Annotated in this window: 15 protein-coding genes; 5 read left to right on the forward strand and 10 right to left on the reverse strand. The window is 52.6% G+C overall.

The window, feature by feature from the left end:
- Positions 1–38: 38 nt before the first annotated feature.
- The 7 genes from ubiB to argC form a co-directional block, all read right to left on the reverse strand.
- Positions 39–1679, reverse strand: a complete 1641-nt coding sequence (ubiB, locus tag KP22_RS17115; protein WP_039325381.1) for a ubiquinone biosynthesis regulatory protein kinase UbiB — start codon at positions 1677–1679, stop codon at positions 39–41.
- A complete protein-coding gene (ubiJ, locus tag KP22_RS17120) occupies positions 1676–2299 on the reverse strand; it encodes a ubiquinone biosynthesis protein UbiJ (protein ID WP_039307271.1) in 624 nt (207 codons plus the stop codon). The genes ubiB and ubiJ overlap by 4 nt, the downstream gene beginning before the upstream one ends.
- Positions 2300–2311: 12 nt before the next feature.
- A complete protein-coding gene (gene ubiE / locus KP22_RS17125; protein WP_039307272.1) occupies positions 2312–3067 on the reverse strand; it encodes a bifunctional demethylmenaquinone methyltransferase/2-methoxy-6-polyprenyl-1,4-benzoquinol methylase UbiE in 756 nt (251 codons plus the stop codon).
- Between the two features lie 140 nt (positions 3068–3207).
- Entirely contained in the window at positions 3208–4764 is a 1557-nt protein-coding gene (gene rmuC / locus KP22_RS17130) for a DNA recombination protein RmuC (protein ID WP_039325383.1), read from the reverse strand.
- Positions 4765–5108: 344 nt separating this feature from the next.
- The gene (argH, locus tag KP22_RS17135) at positions 5109–6482 is read right to left on the reverse strand and encodes an argininosuccinate lyase (RefSeq protein WP_039307274.1); all 1374 of its coding nucleotides are present in this window, start codon (positions 6480–6482) and stop codon (positions 5109–5111) included.
- 62 nt (positions 6483–6544) lie between these two features.
- Complete coding sequence (gene argB / locus KP22_RS17140) at positions 6545–7318, reverse strand: acetylglutamate kinase (protein WP_039307275.1); 774 nt, start codon at positions 7316–7318, stop codon at positions 6545–6547.
- Positions 7319–7355: 37 nt separating this feature from the next.
- On the reverse strand, positions 7356–8360 hold the full coding sequence (argC, locus tag KP22_RS17145; RefSeq protein ID WP_039307277.1) for an N-acetyl-gamma-glutamyl-phosphate reductase: 1005 nt from the start codon (positions 8358–8360) through the stop codon (positions 7356–7358).
- 202 nt (positions 8361–8562) lie between these two features.
- On the opposite strand from argC, the gene argE reads away from it, so the two are divergent.
- On the forward strand, positions 8563–9714 hold the full coding sequence (argE, locus tag KP22_RS17150; RefSeq protein ID WP_156107283.1) for an acetylornithine deacetylase: 1152 nt from the start codon (positions 8563–8565) through the stop codon (positions 9712–9714).
- A 54-nt stretch (positions 9715–9768) separates the two neighbouring features.
- Positions 9769–10482, forward strand: a complete 714-nt coding sequence (locus KP22_RS17155) for a GntR family transcriptional regulator (RefSeq protein ID WP_039307281.1) — start codon at positions 9769–9771, stop codon at positions 10480–10482.
- Positions 10483–10487: 5 nt separating this feature from the next.
- Here the strand turns inward: KP22_RS17155 and KP22_RS17160 are convergent, their stop codons facing one another.
- On the reverse strand, positions 10488–11687 hold the full coding sequence (locus KP22_RS17160) for a starvation-sensing protein RspA (protein ID WP_039307392.1): 1200 nt from the start codon (positions 11685–11687) through the stop codon (positions 10488–10490).
- A gap of 321 nt (positions 11688–12008) precedes the next feature.
- Here KP22_RS17160 and KP22_RS17165 point away from each other — a divergent pair, with 321 nt between their 5' ends.
- Both KP22_RS17165 and ppc read left to right on the forward strand, forming a co-directional pair.
- The gene (locus KP22_RS17165; protein ID WP_039325387.1) at positions 12009–13382 is read left to right on the forward strand and encodes a PTS transporter subunit EIIC; all 1374 of its coding nucleotides are present in this window, start codon (positions 12009–12011) and stop codon (positions 13380–13382) included.
- A gap of 242 nt (positions 13383–13624) precedes the next feature.
- Positions 13625–16264 carry a phosphoenolpyruvate carboxylase gene (gene ppc, locus KP22_RS17170; RefSeq protein WP_039307285.1) on the forward strand — a complete coding sequence of 880 codons (2640 nt, stop codon included), beginning with the start codon at positions 13625–13627 and terminating at the stop codon, positions 16262–16264.
- Positions 16265–16330: 66 nt separating this feature from the next.
- On the opposite strand, the gene KP22_RS17175 is transcribed toward ppc, so the two are convergent.
- Complete coding sequence (locus KP22_RS17175; RefSeq protein WP_039307287.1) at positions 16331–17113, reverse strand: tyrosine-protein phosphatase; 783 nt, start codon at positions 17111–17113, stop codon at positions 16331–16333.
- Positions 17114–17262: 149 nt separating this feature from the next.
- On the reverse strand, positions 17263–18033 hold the full coding sequence (udp, locus tag KP22_RS17180; RefSeq protein WP_011091824.1) for a uridine phosphorylase: 771 nt from the start codon (positions 18031–18033) through the stop codon (positions 17263–17265).
- Positions 18034–18368: 335 nt separating this feature from the next.
- On the opposite strand from udp, the gene KP22_RS17185 reads away from it, so the two are divergent.
- The gene (locus KP22_RS17185; RefSeq protein ID WP_039307291.1) at positions 18369–19196 is read left to right on the forward strand and encodes a dienelactone hydrolase family protein; all 828 of its coding nucleotides are present in this window, start codon (positions 18369–18371) and stop codon (positions 19194–19196) included.
- Positions 19197–19226 lie beyond the last annotated feature (30 nt).

The raw sequence follows: 19226 nt of genomic DNA on the forward strand, positions 1-19226 counted from the left end.
ATAATATCGGGTAATTCTGGCGTGCATCATGATCTGCTTCAACGAGTTCGACGCCAACCGATAATCCAGGCGACAATTCCTGCTGCCATCAACCCCGCAGGAACCATATCGGCTTCGACACGACTGATCAGTAACAACGTACCACTGATTAGCAGTGTTGCGCCAATACCCAAAAGATATCGTGACTGTCCTTGACGGGCCTGCTGCGTTCTCAATTCATATGTCAGCTTATCGACGCTTTGTTTTAACATCTTATGCTGACGAAGTCCGTCATAAAACAGTTCGGGGATTTCCGGCAATTTCTCAGCCCAGAACGGCGCCTTTTCTTTGAGCGCACGGAAGACAGCAGGTAAGCCGACCTGTTGCTTCAGCCAACTCTCCAGAAACGGCTTAGCGGTTTTCCACAGGTCGAGCTGCGGATAAAGTTGCCGACCAACGCCTTCAATATACAGCAACGTTTTTTGCAGCAACACCAGTTGAGGCTGAACTTCCATGTTGAAACGACGCGCCGTATTAAACAAATTCAATAATACGTGGCCGAATGAAATTTCCGCCAACGGCTTCTCAAAAATGGGCTCACAAACCGTACGAATAGCAAACTCAAAATCTGCAACATTGGTGTCCGCAGGTACCCAGCCCGAATCCACATGCAGTTCGGCGACTTTGCGATAATCACGGTTGAAGAAGGCAATAAAATTCTCGGCCAGATAGCGTTTATCTTCTTTATTCAACGAACCGACGATACCACAATCAATCCCGATGTATTGCGGGTCTTCCGGGTGCTCGTAGCTGATAAAGATATTGCCGGGATGCATATCTGCGTGGAAGAAACTGTCGCGAAAGACCTGCGTAAAGAAAACCTGAACGCCACGTTCTGCCAGTAACTTCATATCAGTGCCATTGGCTTTGAGCGCATCGACATCAGAAACCGGAATACCGTAGATACGTTCCATGACCAACATGCTTTCGCTGCAATAATCAGAATAGATTTCCGGCACATACAGCATTGGGCTATTCTCGAAATTACGCCGTAGCTGGATGGCATTTGCCGCTTCTCGCAGCAAGTTCAGCTCATCAAGTAACGTTTTTTCATATTCCAGCACCACTTCACGCGGACGCAAGCGGCGACCATCTGGCAACAGACGAGGTAGCCAGCCTGCCAGCCGTTTCATCAGGCGCATATCTGCCTTGATGACTGGGAGAATATCCGGGCGGATCACCTTGATAACGATCTCTTTTCCTGTGCTTTTCAGGCATGCGGTATGAACTTGCGCAATCGAGGCAGAGGCCAGAGGTTTAATGTCAAAATAGTCAAACCACTCTTCGAGAGGGATTCCCCCCATCGACAGTTCAATTTGCTCACGCGCCAGCTTGCCGTCAAACGGCTCAACCTTATCCTGCAACATTGCGAGCTGATCGGCGATAGCGGGTGGGAACAGATCGCGGCGCGTCGACATCATTTGCCCGAACTTAATCCACACAGGCCCCAGTTCCTGAAGCGCTAAACGCAGACGTTCCCCCAAAGGCATGTTGCGGTGGCGATTAGGTAACCAAAACAGCAGGCGACGACCCACACGCAGCGGAAACGTCAGACGCATCTTAGGAATGAGTTCGTCCAGACCGTAGCTCAGTAGCACGCGCACAATGCTGTAGAGGCGGCGTAATTCACTGGGCGTCATCGTAAAGCCTCCAGCTTCGCCAGCCGTTCGGACAACGTATCGGCGGATTTATCCAGCGCAACAATTTCCTCATGGAACCAGGCGTTTTCCAGTTTTCCCGGTGCCAGGCGCCACTCTTCCGTTAGCGTCTCAGACAAGAAATGTTGCTGCTGATGTAATGAGCGTCTCAGGAAACTCAGGGTTTTCTGTGCTGTTTGAGTAAGCCCCTGAGCAACAATATCGCCCAGATAGGGGGACAACCATTCCGCCGGATCGAACTCCGCCAGATCAACCAGCACGATGAACTGTTGAACGACTTGAATATCGCCTTCAATAACCAGTTCGCCGCTGCGCATCAGCGACGAGAGCTGTTGACGATCGCGTAATTTCATCAGAACCGGAACGCGTGTTTTCAGGCAGCAATCCGCTGGCTCGCCCCATTGGCTGATCACGTCCAGCCGCTGTTCGTTAAACACCAGCACTAAGGGAACATCCAGTTCAGCCAGTTCAATCTGGAGTGTTTTTCCCTGTAAGCGCTGACGGGCAGACTTCATGCTTCGATCACAAGAAACCGTATCGTGAAAAAGCAGCTGATTCAGCGCGGTTTCCAGCGTAGCAGTCAGAAAAGACGTTATCAGCATTGGCGTTTCCAATCAGAATTTAAACCCACGATGCAGCGCAACAATTCCACCGGTGAGGTTGAAATAGTTAACGCTGTCAAAACCGGCATCGCTCATCATCCCTTTCAGCGTTTCCTGATCGGGGTGCATGCGGATGGATTCCGCCAGATAGCGGTAACTTCCGGCATCGCTTGCCACGGCTTCGCCAATCCTCGGCAGGATATGAAATGAATAGGCATCATAAATGGTGCTCAACTGTTTAATCACCGGTTTGGAAAACTCCAACACCAGCAACCGACCTCCGGGCTTCAGAACGCGGTACATGGAGCGCAGCGCTTTGTTTTTGTCCGTCACGTTGCGCAGACCAAAAGAGATAGTAATGCAGTCGAAGAAGTCATCAGGGAACGGCAGCGCCTCTGCATTAGCCTGCACATAGTTGATGTTGTCGATAATGCCTTTGTTGCGCAGTTTCTCGCGGCCTACCTTCAACATGGAGGCATTGATGTCCGCCAGAATGACTTCGCCACCTTCGCCAACCATACGGGAGAACTTGGCGGTTAAATCCCCTGTTCCTCCGGCAAGATCCAGAACACGCTGGTTACGCCTTACACCACTGCATTCGATAGTGAAACGCTTCCAGACTCGGTGGATACCAAAAGACATCAGGTCATTCATCAGGTCATACTTTGCTGCTACAGAATGAAAAACCTCAGCCACCATGACTTCTTTTTCATCCCTGGCGACAGTCCGGAAACCAAAGTCGGCCGTATTCTCCTGCTCACTTGCCATCTTATCCGCCTACTATTTCAGTCAAATTTCGGGTCTACCCATTAATGATGAGAGTGTACCAGACCCGGATAAAAACCCCACTGCACTAATTTCGCATAGCACGAGTGCCAACCCCGCGAAATTCATACCTATTTATGCCGTCATACTTCAAGCGGCTTGTGCGTTGGCTGCCTTTCTTCACCTTCCGTTTTTACGGTCGGAGAGACAGCATCGGGAACGACAGAACCCGGTAGTTCATCGCGCTCAGTCTGCTCATGAGCCGCTGCTTTTTCTGCCAATGACGGGCTGATTGTGCGTTTAATTTCTACACCCAGCGCGCGAAATCCCTCAGCTTGGCCAATAAGGTTACCACGCCCAGACGAAAGTTTATTCATCGCCTGACGATAAGTGCCCTGCGCTTTATCCAGACTCTGACCCAGCGATTCCATGTCATCCACAAACAATCGCAGCTTATCGTACAATCGTGAGGCTTTTTCGGCGATCTGCTGCGCATTGCGGCTCTGTTGTTCATAGCGCCATAGATTGTTGATGGTACGTAATGCCACCAGCAGCGTGGTCGGGCTGACCAGCATAATATTGTTCTTTAGCGCCTCGTTGATCAACTCGGGCTGGCGATCGATAGCGACCAGAAAAGCGGGTTCGACGGGAATAAACATCAGTACGTAGTCTAGAGAACGCAGCCCCGGAAGCTGCTGGTAATCTTTGCTGCTCAACTGCCGAATATGGCTGCGAACCGAGAGTAAATGTTCGTTCAGCGCTGCACTACGTTCTACGTCATCATCACTATTGAAATAGCGCTCGTAGGCCACCAGCGACATCTTGGCATCGATCACAACATCTTTGCCCTGCGGTAAACGCACGATGACATCGGGTTGCAGGCGGCTATTTGCTCCCGTTTGCACGCTGACCTGTGTTTGATATTCATAGCCTTCACGCAGACCGGAGGCTTCCAGCACGCGGCTTAACACCACTTCGCCCCAGTTGCCCTGCGTTTTATTGTCGCCTTTCAGCGCTTTCGTCAGGTTGATGGCCTCGTGTGCCATCTGCGCGTTCAGTTGTTGTAGATTGCGGATCTCATGCGCCAACGTGTGACGCTCGCGCGCTTCCGCACCAAAGCTGTCCTGCACCTGACGGCGAAACCCATCAAGTTGCTCACGCAGCGGCGTCAACAGCGTATCAAGACTCTGCTTATTTTGCTCATCCACCTTGCGGCCACTGTGTTCAAAAATGCGGTTCGCCAGATTCTCAAACTGCGTCGTCAAGCGCTGTTCGCTGCTTGCCAACAGCCGCTGCTTCTCTTCCGCCGCCATCCGGGTTTCTTCCAGCCGAATGGTGACCTCACGCAGTTCGGCTTCCTGCGCACTATTGATTTCACGCAACCCCCGTAGTTCCTGATTTAACTGCACGCACTCAGTGCGGAGTTCGCCAAGCTGTTGCAGCTTTTCATGGCTGGCAGAGAGTTGAGCGTGAACCGTGCGCAGTTCCAGCTCGTTTTGCCGCAGTCGTTGTTCGTCCTGCTGCTTGGCCTGCTGCTGTTCGCTGAGTGACTGTTGAGTCTGTTGCAATGTCTGCGCCAGCAACCGCTGTTCGGTGTCATGCTGCGACAGCTTCTGGTGATGAATCAGGCTGGCAATCAACCACCCGATCAGCAGCCCCACCGCACCACCGCCTAGACCATAAAATATGCTGATATCCACTTTACCTCCGCAGGCCTTTCACGCTGTCGGTCAAGGTAAAATGATACTGTATGGATGTCCAGAAACAATTCAGGAAGGGAGTCGGTTGAGCAGAAAAATGCGAGCCGCATTCCATATGAATATGGGCAGACGATAATGTGCAGAAGAATCAGAGCGGTAACAAAGAAATCCCCCAACGCGAAGCACCAACGTTGAGGGAACTTAAGGTATAGCTTAGGCGTTATTGGTGCAGCCAGTTTGGACTCGGACAGCGCGGAGAAACCGGAGCGTACACGTAGTACGTGAGGATTTCGAGCACTGCCCAGGTTCAAAATGGCAAACAAAATAGCCTAATGGATAGGTTCTTAGGCTAAGCGCTGCTTCGCATCGCTAATAGCTTTGGCGACTTGCTGCGGTGATACGCCACCTTGTGCAGCACGCTTATCCAGACAGGATTGCAACGCCAGAATCGGGTACACGTCATCGCCAATTACGGCGCTGAATTTTTGCAGATCGGCCAGCGGCAGTGCTTCCAACGCTTTGCCCTGACGAATAGCTTCAACTACCGCTTCACCCACGATGTGGTGCGCTTCACGGAACGGAACGCCTTTCGCGACCAGATAGTCAGCCAGCTCTGTCGAGTTAGCGTAACCTTGCTCAGCGGCTTCTTTACAACGCGGACGCTTAACCTGAATGCCTTCCAGCACCAGACCCGCCATCATCAGGCAGTCGTGCCAGGTATCCAGCGCGTCAAACAGCCCTTCTTTGTCTTCCTGCATGTCTTTGTTATACGCCAGCGGCAGGCCTTTCAGCGTCATCATCATGCCGGTCAATGCACCCTGTACGCGACCGCATTTACCGCGAATCAGCTCCAGCGCATCTGGGTTTTTCTTCTGCGGCATCAGGGATGAACCGGATGTCACACGGTCAGACAGCTCGACGAACGCCGCTTCACCGCTGTTGAAGAAGATCAAATCTTCGGCAAAACGCGACAGGTGGATCATGCCGATCGAGGCATCGGACAGCAGTTCCAGCACATGATCGCGATCGGAAACCGTGTCCAGACTGTTGCGCGTAGCGGAGGCAAAACCTAACCAGCCCGCCAACTGCTCACGGTCAATCGGATAAGCCGTTCCCGCCAGCGCGCCGCACCCCAGCGGGCTGACATCCAGACGCTTCAGCGTATCTTCCAGACGGCTTTCATCACGTGCCAGCATTTCATGATAAGCCAGACACCAATGTGCAAACGTCACCGGCTGCGCACGCTGCAAGTGGGTGTAACCCGGCATCACAGCATCCTGATTCGCTTCCGCCGTCGTGACCAGCGCCTGACGCAGCTGGCGTACTGACAGCAGCAGCTCGGCAATCTGCGCCTTGCACCACAGTTTCAGATCGGTCGCGACCTGATCGTTACGGCTGCGACCGGTATGTAATTTCTTACCTAGATCGCCGACTTTCTCAATCAGGCGCAGCTCAACCCAGCTGTGAATGTCTTCTGCATCACTTTGCAGGATCATCTCAGGATCGGCTTGTACCTCAACCAACAGCGCATTCAGCGCCTGTTCCAGTTGTTGCTGTTCCTGCTCGCTGAGCACATTGACCGTCACCAGCGCTTTCGACCAGCCAATCGAACCAACGATGTCCTGTTCCGCCAGACGGTAATCAAACCGCAGTGAGTCATTAAATTGTTTAAAACGCTGATCTGCTGCCTGACTAAACCGACCGCCCCACAAAGCCATAACCCTTACTCCTAAAAATATCATTCATGTTGGTATCGCATCATGCCATACCCAGAAACGACTTACGCCAGAATACGCGTACCAATCGCCACGCCGTTGAACAACGCAGGTAGTTGTTCGGCATGACGCCAGCTAGCGATATCAACCGGACGGCCCAGCGCACGAGCGGCATCCAGCGCAGCGTTGACTTTAACAATCATGCCATCGGTGATGATGCCCTGAGCAATCAGTTGCTCGGCTTTCTCCGCCGTCATTTCAGCAATGCGCTGGCCTTTACCATCCAAAATACCGCTCACGTCAGACAATAGGATTAAATCCGCGCCCAGCGTTTGCGCCAGCGCCGTCGCCGCCTGATCGGCATTGACGTTCATCAGATCGCCCTGCGCCGTAATCCCGATAGAGCTGACGACAGGCAAGTAGCCCGCAGACAGCAGCGTGTTCAGCAGCGCAGGCGATCCGGCTTCCGCTTTACCCACAAAGCCCAGAGATTCATCTAACTGCGTTACCGTCGTACTACCGCCATCACCCAAACACAGGCCGACCGCATTGATGTCATGCTTTCTCGCCCATGACAGCAGCGTTTTGTTGGCGGAACCCGCCAACGCGCCGGTGATGATGTCGATCTGATCGGCAGGCGTGACGCGCAGGCCGTTTTTCTTCACGACTGGCAGCGCCAGCTTCTTCATCAGCTCATCCACCAGACAGCCGCCGCCGTGCACAATCACCAGCGGACGCTGATGTTCCTGACGGTAAGCCACCAGCGCGGTGAACAGACGCTCCAGCGCTTCTTCGCTATCCAGTAAAACGCCACCTAACTTGATAATTAACGGATTCATTATGCTTCGTGCCTCGAAATGTCGGGACCAGTAGTCATTAAATTAACGATTGGGTTTCAGGGAAACCAAAACGAATGTTCATGCATTGCACAGCCTGTGCCGCCGCGCCTTTCAGTAGGTTATCTTCGGTTGCCACCACGATGAGGTGCTCACCGTCGACGGCGAAACCGATATCACAGAACGGCAGGCCAACAACGGATTTCAGCGCCGGAATGCCTTTATCATACAGGCGAACCAGCGGCTTATCGTGATAAGCATTGTGATAGGCTTCAGCGACATCCTGCTGGGTTACGCCCGGTTGCAGGCGACAGGTGATGGTTTCCAGAATGCCACGGGCGAAGTTACCCAAATGCGGCGTGAAGATCACCGGCGTACCGAGGTGCGTTGAAATTTCAGGCTCATGGCGGTGGTTGAAAATGCCGTACGGTTGCAGGCTGACTTCACAGAAGCTGCTGGTCAGTGACGCTTTACGCCCCGCTCCACTCACGCCGCTCACGGCATTAATCACCGGCCACTGGGCTGGGTTCAGCAGTTGCGCATCCAGTAGCGGCTTCAGCGCCAGCTGTGCAGCCGTTGGATAACAGCCCGGCACAGCAATCAGCTGTGCCTGTTTTACACTTTCAGCACGCCATTCCGCCAGCCCGTAAACCGCTTTTGCCAGCCAGTCAGGGTGTTGATGTTCAAAACCATAGTAGCGACGATAAAATTCGGCATCCTGTACGCGGAACGCGCCGGACAAATCAAAAACGGTGCAGCCTGCCGCCAGAAAAACAGGTGCCAGATCGTGGCTGACTTTGTGGTCGGTCGCCAGAAAAACAACATCCACGCCTTTCGCCGCTTCTTCAGCATCGGTCAGCGGTTTTACCGGTACATCAATGATGCCTTTGAGCTGCGGATGTAAATCAGAAATCAATTTTCCTGCATCGACACTTTGCGCAGAAACCATCAAAGCGGTTATGTTCATCTGTGGGTGACGGTTCAGGTAGAGCGCAAGCTCAGCGCCGGTATAACCACTTGCACCAACAATCAGCGTATTCAGCATGGGATCCGTATACCTTCTTATTTATCTATGGAACAGGTAACAGGGCTCACCAGCGTCGGTACGCTGTTCACCCGCGAAACTCAGTGAAAGTGACGAATCGCCATCGCCGTACCTTTGGGTTTCCTTTCGCCGAGCAATATTGTATTTTTATTCAAAATAAATGCATGAATATTGATACTATCCTAACCAGAGGCTGTCAACAGTGAAGATGAATTTACCCCCTTTTATTGAGCTATATCGGGCATTGATCGCCACACCGTCCATCAGTGCCACCGACAGCGCGCTCGATCAAAGTAATCATACCTTAATCAACCTGCTGGCAGGCTGGTTCGGCGATCTCGGCTTCCACGTGGAAGTTCAACCTGTCCCCGGCACCCTCAATAAATTTAATATGCTGGCGCGGATTGGTGAAGGAAAAGGTGGTTTATTGCTGGCAGGGCACACCGACACCGTTCCGTTCGACGACGGCCGCTGGACGCGCGACCCCTTCACGCTAACCGAGCACGACAACAAACTGTACGGTTTGGGCACCGCGGATATGAAAGGATTCTTTGCCTTTATTCTGGATGCCCTGCGTGATATCGATCCAACTAAGCTCACGAAACCACTCTACGTGCTGGCGACGGCGGATGAAGAAACGACAATGGCTGGCGCCAAGTATTTCTCCGAATCCACACAGATTCGCCCGGACTGCGCCATTATCGGCGAACCGACCTCGCTGCAACCCGTTCGCGCCCACAAAGGGCATATGTCCAACGCGATCCGTATTCAGGGACAATCCGGCCATTCCAGCGATCCTTCGCGCGGCGTGAACGCAATTGAATTGATGCACGAGGCGATTTCCCACCTGCTAGTGCTGCGCAATACCTTACAAGAACGCTATCACAACCCGATTTTCCATATTCCTTACCCCACGATGAACCTCGGGCACATTCACGGCGGCGATGCAGCCAACCGTATCTGCGGCTGCTGTGAACTACATATGGATATTCGTCCGCTGCCGGGTATTACGCTTAACGATCTGGACGGACTGCTGTCAGAAGCGCTTGCGCCAGTCAGCCAGCGCTGGCCGGGTCGGTTGACCATCAGCGAACTACACCCGCCGATTCCTGGCTATGAGTGCCCGTCCGACCATCGTCTGATATCAGTCGTGGAGAACCTGCTGGGAACAAAAACGGAAATTGTGAACTACTGTACCGAAGCACCGTTTATTCAGACGCTGTGCCCAACGCTGGTCTTGGGGCCGGGATCGATCGAACAGGCACACCAGCCGGATGAATATATTGATACTGCGTTTATCAAACCGACGCGGGAACTGATTTCGCAGGTTATTCATCACTTCTGCCACCACTGATCCGATGAAAGCGGCCTTCTCAGCTACGCTGGCAAGGCCATTTTGAGACAGCTCATGAAAAAGAAAGATTTCATCGCGCAGGATTTACTGAGCAAAATCTATCAGCACACCGATCCGCTGCCGGAAAAGCTGCCGCCGGAACGCCAGTTGGCGGAAGAATACGGTGTGTCGCGCTTTACTATTCGTCAGGCGCTGGAAAAGCTCGCCAGTATCGGTGCGATCCATATGGTGCAGGGATCGGGTAATTTCATTAATCAGGGCGTACGCAGCAACCCACTGGTTTATAACTCGATTACCGAAAAGAAATTTACTCAGATTTCCTCCCGCCTGCTTAGCCTACATAAACGCCTGCCGAACCGAGAAGAGCAGCAGGTATTTGCTATCAGCAGCAATGCGTTCATCTGGGAATTCAGCCGCTTACGCTATGTCGATAACCGCAAGATGCAGATCGAGATATCGAAAATGCCTGCCGCAGATTTCCCGGATATGAGTCAGAAGATTATTGAAGGCTCTATTCAGCAGTATGTGCTCAGCAAGGGCTATGCGATCTCACACTACCTGACACATTATCAAGCGGTTAACGTCACTAAAGCACAGGCTGAGCTGTTGGGCTGCAAGAAAGGCACGGCGGCGATGCATATTCTTAATCGTGGAATTTTACAGGGCGGTCGCGTGTACGAATCGAGCGATATCATCGATATAGACTACACCTGCACCTACGTCATCCCCTTAAACCTCGACAACCTGGCCTTCCGCCAGTCACCGTAAGCGGCTCAAGGCGTATGCATCGTGCCATCTGGCAGGCGACTCTGCGTCCACTCGTGCGGACGATACACCACAGGGAACTTCCGCGCCGCGTCCAGATCGATACCAACGCCAATACCAGGACGCTCAATCGGGTACAGATAGCCGCTCTCCGGTTCCACCGCCTGCGGGAAGACCTTGCGGGTATTTTCCGGGTAAGCGACAAATTCCTGAATCGCGGCGTTGTGCAGGTGGATATTGAGGTGAATATTGACTGCCGCACCGATGGGCGTCATATCCGGTGGACAGTGCCACGCTAACCGAACGCCAAAGCTCTGGCAGAATGCGCCCAGTTTCAGCGCTGGCGTAATCCCGCCAATCTGTGAGACATGGCAACGAATGAAATCAACCTGACGGTTTATCACCAAGTTTTGCCACTCGGCGGGGTTATTAAACAGCTCTCCCGTAGCCAGCGGCACCGCGCTCTGGCTGCGGATCTGCGCCAGCCACTCGTTTTGCGCAGGCGGCAAAATATCTTCGATAAAATAGGGACGATACACTTCTACTGCTTTGGCGAACTGCACGGCCTGATTCGGGAAAAGACGTTCATGGACATCATGCAGGATGTGAAAACGATCGCCATATTTATCGCGTAAGGCACGGAACATGGCGAGCGTGTTAGCCATGTACTGATCCTGATCGTAATAGGCTCCCTCCGTTGGCTGCCGCGTGCTATGCAACGCATCGGGATTACCGCCATAGAACCCTAACTGGCAGCGGATATGGCGATAGCCCTGCGCATAAAGCCGTTCGACTTCCTGATACAGTCCATCCAGCGTATCGCTGGCAGCATGGCTGTATGCGGCAATCGCATCGCGAGATTTCCCACCAAACAGGTGATAGAGCGGCATATCCGCCAGCTTACCCTTGATGTCCCACAGCGCCATATCGACACCCGCGACCGCATTGTTGATAACCGGCCCGTTACGCCAATAAGCGTTGACCATCATCATGTGCCACAAATCTTCGATATGGTTAGCATCTCTTCCCAATAGCAGCGGTTTGAGGTACTCGTCCACCATCGCCTTTACGGCTAGCGGACGCTGCTGGAAAGTCGCACACCCATAACCTGTAACGTTTTTATTCGTATGCACCACCACCGTCACCAAATTATGGCGGTCAGGACGGGTAACAAGACATTCAATGTCAGTAATGATTGTTGGCAACACAAAAATATCCTCCGGTGCGTTTACCGGAATAGTCACGCCCGGTAAAAACACAGTCTAAAATCAGTTTCTTTTTTTGTTTTCTACTTATTTTTTCTTTTATTGTAAACCTATTCTTTAAAAGAATTATTTTGGTTTGAAAAACCCGCCAAATTAATTAAAAAACCAGACCAATTATAAGTTATCGGTAACAAAGACCCCTTAAAGACTTAATCATGTGATGGGCTTCATGTTTTATTGGTTTGTTTTTTTATTTTTAGTTTCTTATTATCAGCGGGAATGATTTAACCAAAAATAACATAGTGCTATGCAGGGGTTTATTCCATGGGAAAAAATGACGTTATTCAGTCAATCATTAAACTGGTTGGCGGAAACGAGAATATAAATAAAGCCTGGCACTGTATGACACGGCTTCGATTTGATTTAGTTGATGAAAGTAAAGTACAAACCGACGCAATCAAAAACTTGCCTGGGATATTAGGTGCACAACACCAAAGTGAACAATTTCAGATTATTATCGGGCCGCAGGTCAATGAGTATTATGAACTGTTGAACGCGCAGCTTTCTCCTACCGCCACGGCACAGCCAGACGCGCCGAAGCAGAAAAAAGGGCTGATCTCGCTGTTCATGGATACGGTTTCTGGCGTATTTGGTCCCATCGTGCCTGCTATCGCGGGCGCGGGGATGATCAAAGGGCTGCTGGCAGGGCTGATCGCCTTGAAAGTAGTCTCTGCCAAAACCGATACCGTTATCGTCATCGATCTGATCGCCAGCGGCGTGTTCTATTTCCTGCCGTTCTTCCTCGCCATCTCAGCAGCCAGAATATTTAAAACGAACGAATATCTGGCAGCGGCTGTCGCTGCTTGCCTGATGTACCCGTCGCTAATGGAAGCGGCGAAGGCACTAGCCAGCAATAGCCCTAATGCGGTCAGCGCCTTTTACTTCATCGGTGTGCTCCCCATTCCGGTGTTCAACTACGCCGCCAGCGTCATCCCGGTGATTTTCTCCGTGCTGGCACTGAGCTACATCCATCGTTGGGTCGACCGCATCATGCCTTCGGTGCTGAAAACCGTGTTTACCCCGACACTGACGCTGTTTATTGCCGCGCTGGTGTCCCTCACGGTTATCGGGCCATTCGGGATCTATCTCGGCAAACTGCTGGCACTGTTTATTCAGAGCCTGTTCGATGTGTCGTCTATCTTTGCTGGTTTTGTGGTCGGTGCGATTCGACCTGTCGCTATCCTGACTGGGATGCACCACGCGATGACGCCCATTGCACTGCAAAACTTCAGCAATCAGGGTTTTGATATGCTGATGCCAATGATGTGTATGGCTAACATGGCGATTGCGGGTTCCACGTTTGCCATCTACTTCCATGCCAAAACCCGTCAGGACAAATCTGTCGTGCTGTCTGCTGGGGTTTCCGCGCTGCTCGGTATTACCGAACCTGCACTCTTCGGCGTACTGACCAAGTATAAAAAAGCGTTTATCTCCGCAACTATTGCCAGCTCTATCGCCTCGGCGTTTATCGCGTACTTCGGTGTCCGGCTGTATGGCTACATCTTGTCGAGTATTTTCAGCCTGCCAGCCTATATCGGCCCGTACTTTAGCTATGCCGTCTCCGGCATGGCCATCGCCATCGTGCTTTCTTTCACGCTGACTTATATTCTGGTCGTCAGAGCGTCCAAACAGGCGTAACCGCACTCGCGGGGCCTTTGTGCCCCGCTATCCCTCTCCTCTAATTAGCAGTCCTAATATCCGCGCCCCTGTAATTAAATTTCACAAATTGCCAAACCCTCACCAATGCAAGTACAAAGAATAAGGAGAAGAAAGAATCGTCAATTGACGAACTCGCCTTATCGTGGCTAGATGGATGCAGTGCGTCAAAACATGTCAAGTGAAATAAACTTACAAAAATGGTAGGGATGGTCAGGGTAACTATGAACGAACAATATTCCGCAATGCGCAGTAACGTCAGTATGCTCGGCACACTACTCGGCGATACCATCAAGGAAGCACTGGGTGAAAACATCCTTGATAAAGTCGAAACAATCCGCAAGTTGTCAAAGTCATCCCGTGCAGGTAATGAAAAACATCGTCAGGAGTTGCTGACCACACTGCAAAACCTGTCTAACGATGAACTGTTGCCCGTTGCCCGCGCATTCAGCCAGTTCCTTAACCTGACCAATACCGCTGAGCAATATCATACGATTTCACCACATGGTGAAGCAGCGAGTAATCCGGCACAGCTTTCCAACGCTTTTGAGCGCCTGAAAGAAAGTAAAAATCTGAGCGCACGAGATATCCGTGACGCTGTGGAGTCACTGTCGATTGAGCTGGTGCTGACTGCCCACCCCACCGAGATCACCCGTCGGACGCTGATCCACAAACTGGTAGAAGTGAATACCTGCCTCAAACAGCTCGATCACAACGATCTGGCTGATTATGAACGCAATCAGGTCATGCGCCGTCTGCGCCAGTTGATCGCACAGTCCTGGCATACCGATGAGATCCGCAAAATTCGCCCTACCCCGGTAGATGAAGCCAAATGGGGCTTTGCCGTAGTGGAAAATAGCCTGTGGGAAGGCGTACCCGCATTTTTACGTGAACTGGATGAACAGCTGGAACAGGCTTTCGGTTACCGTCTTCCCGTTGACGCCGTACCTGTACGCTTTACCTCATGGATGGGCGGCGACCGCGACGGTAACCCAAATGTCACGGCAGAAGTCACTCGCCATGTGCTGTTACTCAGCCGCTGGAAAGCCGCCGATCTGTTCCTGCGTGATATTCAGGTGCTGGTTTCCGAGCTGTCGATGTCCGAATGTACGCCGGATCTGCTGGAGCGCGCCGGTGGCAGTGAGGTGCAGGAACCGTACCGCGCCATCATGAAGTCACTGCGTTCGCAGTTGAGCAGCACGCTGAGCTATCTGGAAGCACGTCTGACAGGTGAAGAACGTCTGCCACCTAAAGACTTGCTGATTACCAATGAGCAACTGTGGGAACCGCTCCACGCCTGCTACCAATCTCTGAAAACCTGCGGCATGGGCATCATTGCCGACGGTCGCCTGCTGGATACGCTGCGTCGCGTACGCTGCTTCGGTGTGCCATTGGTGCGCATCGACGTTCGTCAGGAAAGCACACGCCACACCGACGCACTGGCTGAAATTACCCGCTATCTGGGTCTGGGCGATTATGAAAGCTGGTCAGAATCCGATAAGCAGGCCTTCCTGATCCGTGAACTCAGTTCCAAACGCCCGCTGCTGCCGCGCTACTGGGAACCGAGTGCGGATACCAAAGAAGTGCTGGATACCTGCCGGGTGATCGCGAAAGCCCCACAGGGTTCTATTGCCGCTTACGTTATTTCAATGGCGCGCACGCCTTCTGACGTGCTAGCCGTTCAACTGCTGCTCAAAGAGGCGGGCTGCCCGTTTGCCCTACCCGTCGCGCCGCTGTTTGAAACGTTGGACGACCTGAACAACGCCGATGATGTCATGACGCAATTGCTAAGCATCGACTGGTATCGCGGCTTTATTCAAGGCAAGCAGATGGTCATGATTGGCTATTCCGACTCGGCGAAAGACGCGGGCGTGATGGCTGCATCCTGGGCGCAATACCGTGCACAGGACGCGCTGATCAAAACCTGTGAGAAAGCGGGCATCGCACTGACACTGTTCCACGGACGCGGCGGTTCCATCGGTCGCGGTGGCGCACCGGCTCATGCTGCACTGTTATCACAACCGCCGGGTAGCCTGAAAGGAGGCCTGCGCGTGACGGAACAAGGCGAGATGATCCGCTTTAAGTACGGCCTGCCGGAAGTCACCATCAGCAGCCTGGCGCTGTATACCGGTGCAATTCTGGAAGCAAACCTGCTGCCGCCGCCGGAACCAAAACAGGAATGGCACGAGGTGATGGATGAGCTGTCCCGCGTGTCCTGCGATATGTACCGTGGCTACGTGCGTGAGAACCCAGATTTCGTCCCTTACTTCCGCGCCGCTACACCGGAGCTGGAGCTGGGTAAACTGCCGTTGGGGTCACGTCCGGCCAAGCGTCGTCCGAACGGTGGCGTGGAAAGCCTGCGCGCTATCCCGTGGATTTTCGCCTGGACGCAGAACCGCCTGATGCTGCCAGCATGGCTGGGCGCAGGTGCCGCGTTGCAAAAAGTCGTGGATGACGGTAAGCAAGAACAGCTGGAAGCCATGTGTCGCGACTGGCCGTTCTTCTCAACGCGTATCGGCATGCTGGAGATGGTGTTCGCCAAAGCCGATCTGTGGCTGGCGGAGTATTACGATCAGCGTCTGGTAGAAGAGAAGCTGTGGCCGTTAGGGAAACAGCTGCGCGAGCAGCTGGCCGCCGATATCAATGTCGTGCTGGCGATCTCCAACGACGATCACCTAATGGCGGATCTGCCGTGGATCGCTGAGTCGATCGCACTGCGTAACGTCTACACCGATCCTCTGAATGTGTTGCAAGCCGAGTTGCTGCATCGTTCACGTCAGCAGGAAAAACCAGATGCCGATCTGGAGCTGGCGCTGATGGTGACGATCGCCGGTGTCGCAGCGGGTATGCGTAATACGGGTTAATCACCCAAGCAGTATAGTTACACAGCAAACAAAGGCCGGTCAGTTGACCGGCCTAAAACAAAAGCCTTACGCCAGATATTTATCCTGCAAATAATTCCTCGCACGATTATCCAGACCGTATTCCACTTCAAGCCAGCTATCGATTGAGCCGTGTCGTTCATAGATCGCCTGCAACGCCGTCACGATGAACTCTTCCTGCACCGACAACACATAAGAGAACTGTCCCAGCGCTTTCTCATTCAGCGTTGCCGACAGATGTGTCAGTAGCTGTTGGCGGAATGGCGTCAGCGTCGTCTCGGTGAGCAGGTAATCTTCCATCACCGTCTGCTCATCTGCCCCCAGCGCAAACATCACCAGCGCCGAACCGATACCCGTACGATCTTTACCGACGGCGCAGTGCTGTACTAGCCCACCCTCATCCGGTCGTAATAACAGCGACACCAGCTGTTTATAGGCAGAATTATTGAAAGGCAGACGGCGGTAAAGCTCCAACATGAATGCGCGGGAATCAAAGGCTGCCAACACATCGGATCCCAATGAATCCAGATTAGCCGTCACTTCATGGCGCAATGGGTTGGCTGGGTAAGCGTGGTAATTAGCCCCCGTCCACAAGATGTCGGGCTTCTGCGCAATTTCATCGGCATCCCGATAATCCACCACGTGAGAAATCGGCACGCCAGCAAGGTGTTCGCAGTCAGCCTGACTCAGCAGATCCAGCGAGCCGGAGCGAAAAAGTTTACCGTGTCGGATAAGCCGCCCATCAGCAGCGCGGTTACCGCCTAAATCGCGGAAATTGATTCCGCCGTCCAGCGGTAATAAAGAGGGATGAAGCAACGTTGGTTCGGTCATACATCTCCTTGCGAGGTTGAAAGGCGAGCAAGGCAACCGTATTACACGCGCTAAGCACGGTGCAGGTTAACCCGATGAACCTGAAGAGGCTATCAGGATACGGGCTGGCATCGACGATAGCCAGCCCCAAATACCATCAGTTTTTGTGCTTATTCAGCGGCTAACAAACGGCGGGTCGCGTCCAGCAGCACTTTGATCACGTTCGTCTCGGCCAGCTTCATCGTTGCTACATCTGGAATTTCCTGCTGGGTACGATTAACAATAATCCCAGCGATCATTCCTGCTTTTAGCCCCTGACTAGCGCACATGGTCAGCAGCGTGGCTGATTCCATTTCATAGTTCAGTACGCCCATGCTCTGCCACTCTTCCATAGAACCGCGGAAACGACGAACAACGCGTCCAGAGAAAGTGTCATAGCGTTCCTGACCGGGATAAAACGTATCTGAAGACGCCGTAATGCCCACATGCAACGCAATACCAGACGCTTTCGCCGCGTCCACCAGCGCAGTGGTGCAGCCAAAATCAGCAACGGCAGGGAACTCCATCGGCGCGAAGTGCAGGCTCGCACCGTCAAGACGTACAGCGGCGGTGGTGACCAGTACATCACCGACATTGATACCAGGTTGAATCGCTCCCGTTGTACCAACGCGTAGGAAAGTACGAATGCCGAGCTGTGCCAGTTCTTCTACCGCGATTGACGTTGACGGCCCGCCAATACCCGTCGAGCAGACAATCACCGCTTTGCCGTCCAGCTCAGCACGCCAGGATGTAAATTCACGGTGTGATGCCAGATGTACCGGGTTATCCATCAGGCGAGCAATTTTTTCAACACGCTCAGGATCGCCGGGCACGATAGCCAGCGTTGCGCCCTGTAAATCGTTCTTAACCAGACCAAGATGGAACACATCAGATGTAGACATAACTGCCTCCCGGGCAATCAGTTGGGTATTCAGAGAGATCGTGCCGAACGCCTCATCTATGCTGCTTGTAGCAGTCTGTAAAGCGTCCATCCAATCAAAGACTCTAGCGCATCATTCCGTTTTTTTAAGTGACAAGAGTCACCTAAGAAAAAGAAACGAACATCAACATACATAAAAAACGTGATATGAATCACTTTTCATCGGATGTAAAATTCATTTTTGCCGATTAATTGTCTTCTAGTGTAGATTCTTTAATCATTGATTGTATTTATCATAGATGTTCTGAAATCCCTCTTTATATGAAAGCCAGCTGGCCAGTAACAGGAGAGCGCGTAATGAAGACTGATGAACAGACGACCATCAAACATCTTCCCCAAGGGTTATCCCCAGCAGTGGAACCGCAGAGCTTCTCCATCATTACGACGGATTCTGTCGGTATCGTTGCCAGTGAAACCACTATTCCTTCTCAGGGTGAGCAGCTACCCGCGTACATCGCCAGACCGGCTAACCATGACGGGCCGCTCCCTATTGTTCTGGTGGTACAGGAGATTTTCGGCGTTCATCAACACATTCAGGATGTCTGCCGCAGGCTCGCCAAACAGGGCTATATGGCGATTGCGCCAGAGCTGTATTTTCGTCAAGGCGACCCCAGCCACTATAACGATATTCAGCAAATCCTGAACGAGCTGGTGCATAAGGTTCCCGATACGCAGGTGCTATCCGACCTCGATCACACCGCCAACTGGGCAATTAAACAGGGCGGCGATGCCAGTAAACTGGCGATAACCGGGTTTTGTTGGGGCGGGCGTATCACATGGCTTTACGCCGCGCACAATCCACAGCTCAAAGCCGCCGTTGCCTGGTACGGCAAATTTACGGGTGAGAAAACGCTGAATAGCCCCAAACATCCCGTCGATATCGCAACAGAATTGGAAGCCCCCGTGCTGGGGTTATACGGAGCAAAAGACGGGAGTATTCCGCTGGAACAAGTGGATATCATGCGGCAGGCGCTGCGTGCCGCCAACGCGACGGCAGACATAATTGTCTACCCCGATGCCGGGCATGCTTTCCATGCCGATTATCGCCCTAGCTACCATGAAGAATCCGCACGTGACGGCTGGCAGCGTATGCTGGCATGGTTTCAGAAAAATGGTGTGTCGTAACACCATCACACACTTCCATCCTTACCGACA

This window comes from Pectobacterium betavasculorum (genome assembly GCF_000749845.1).
GTDB lineage: Bacteria > Pseudomonadota > Gammaproteobacteria > Enterobacterales > Enterobacteriaceae > Pectobacterium > Pectobacterium betavasculorum.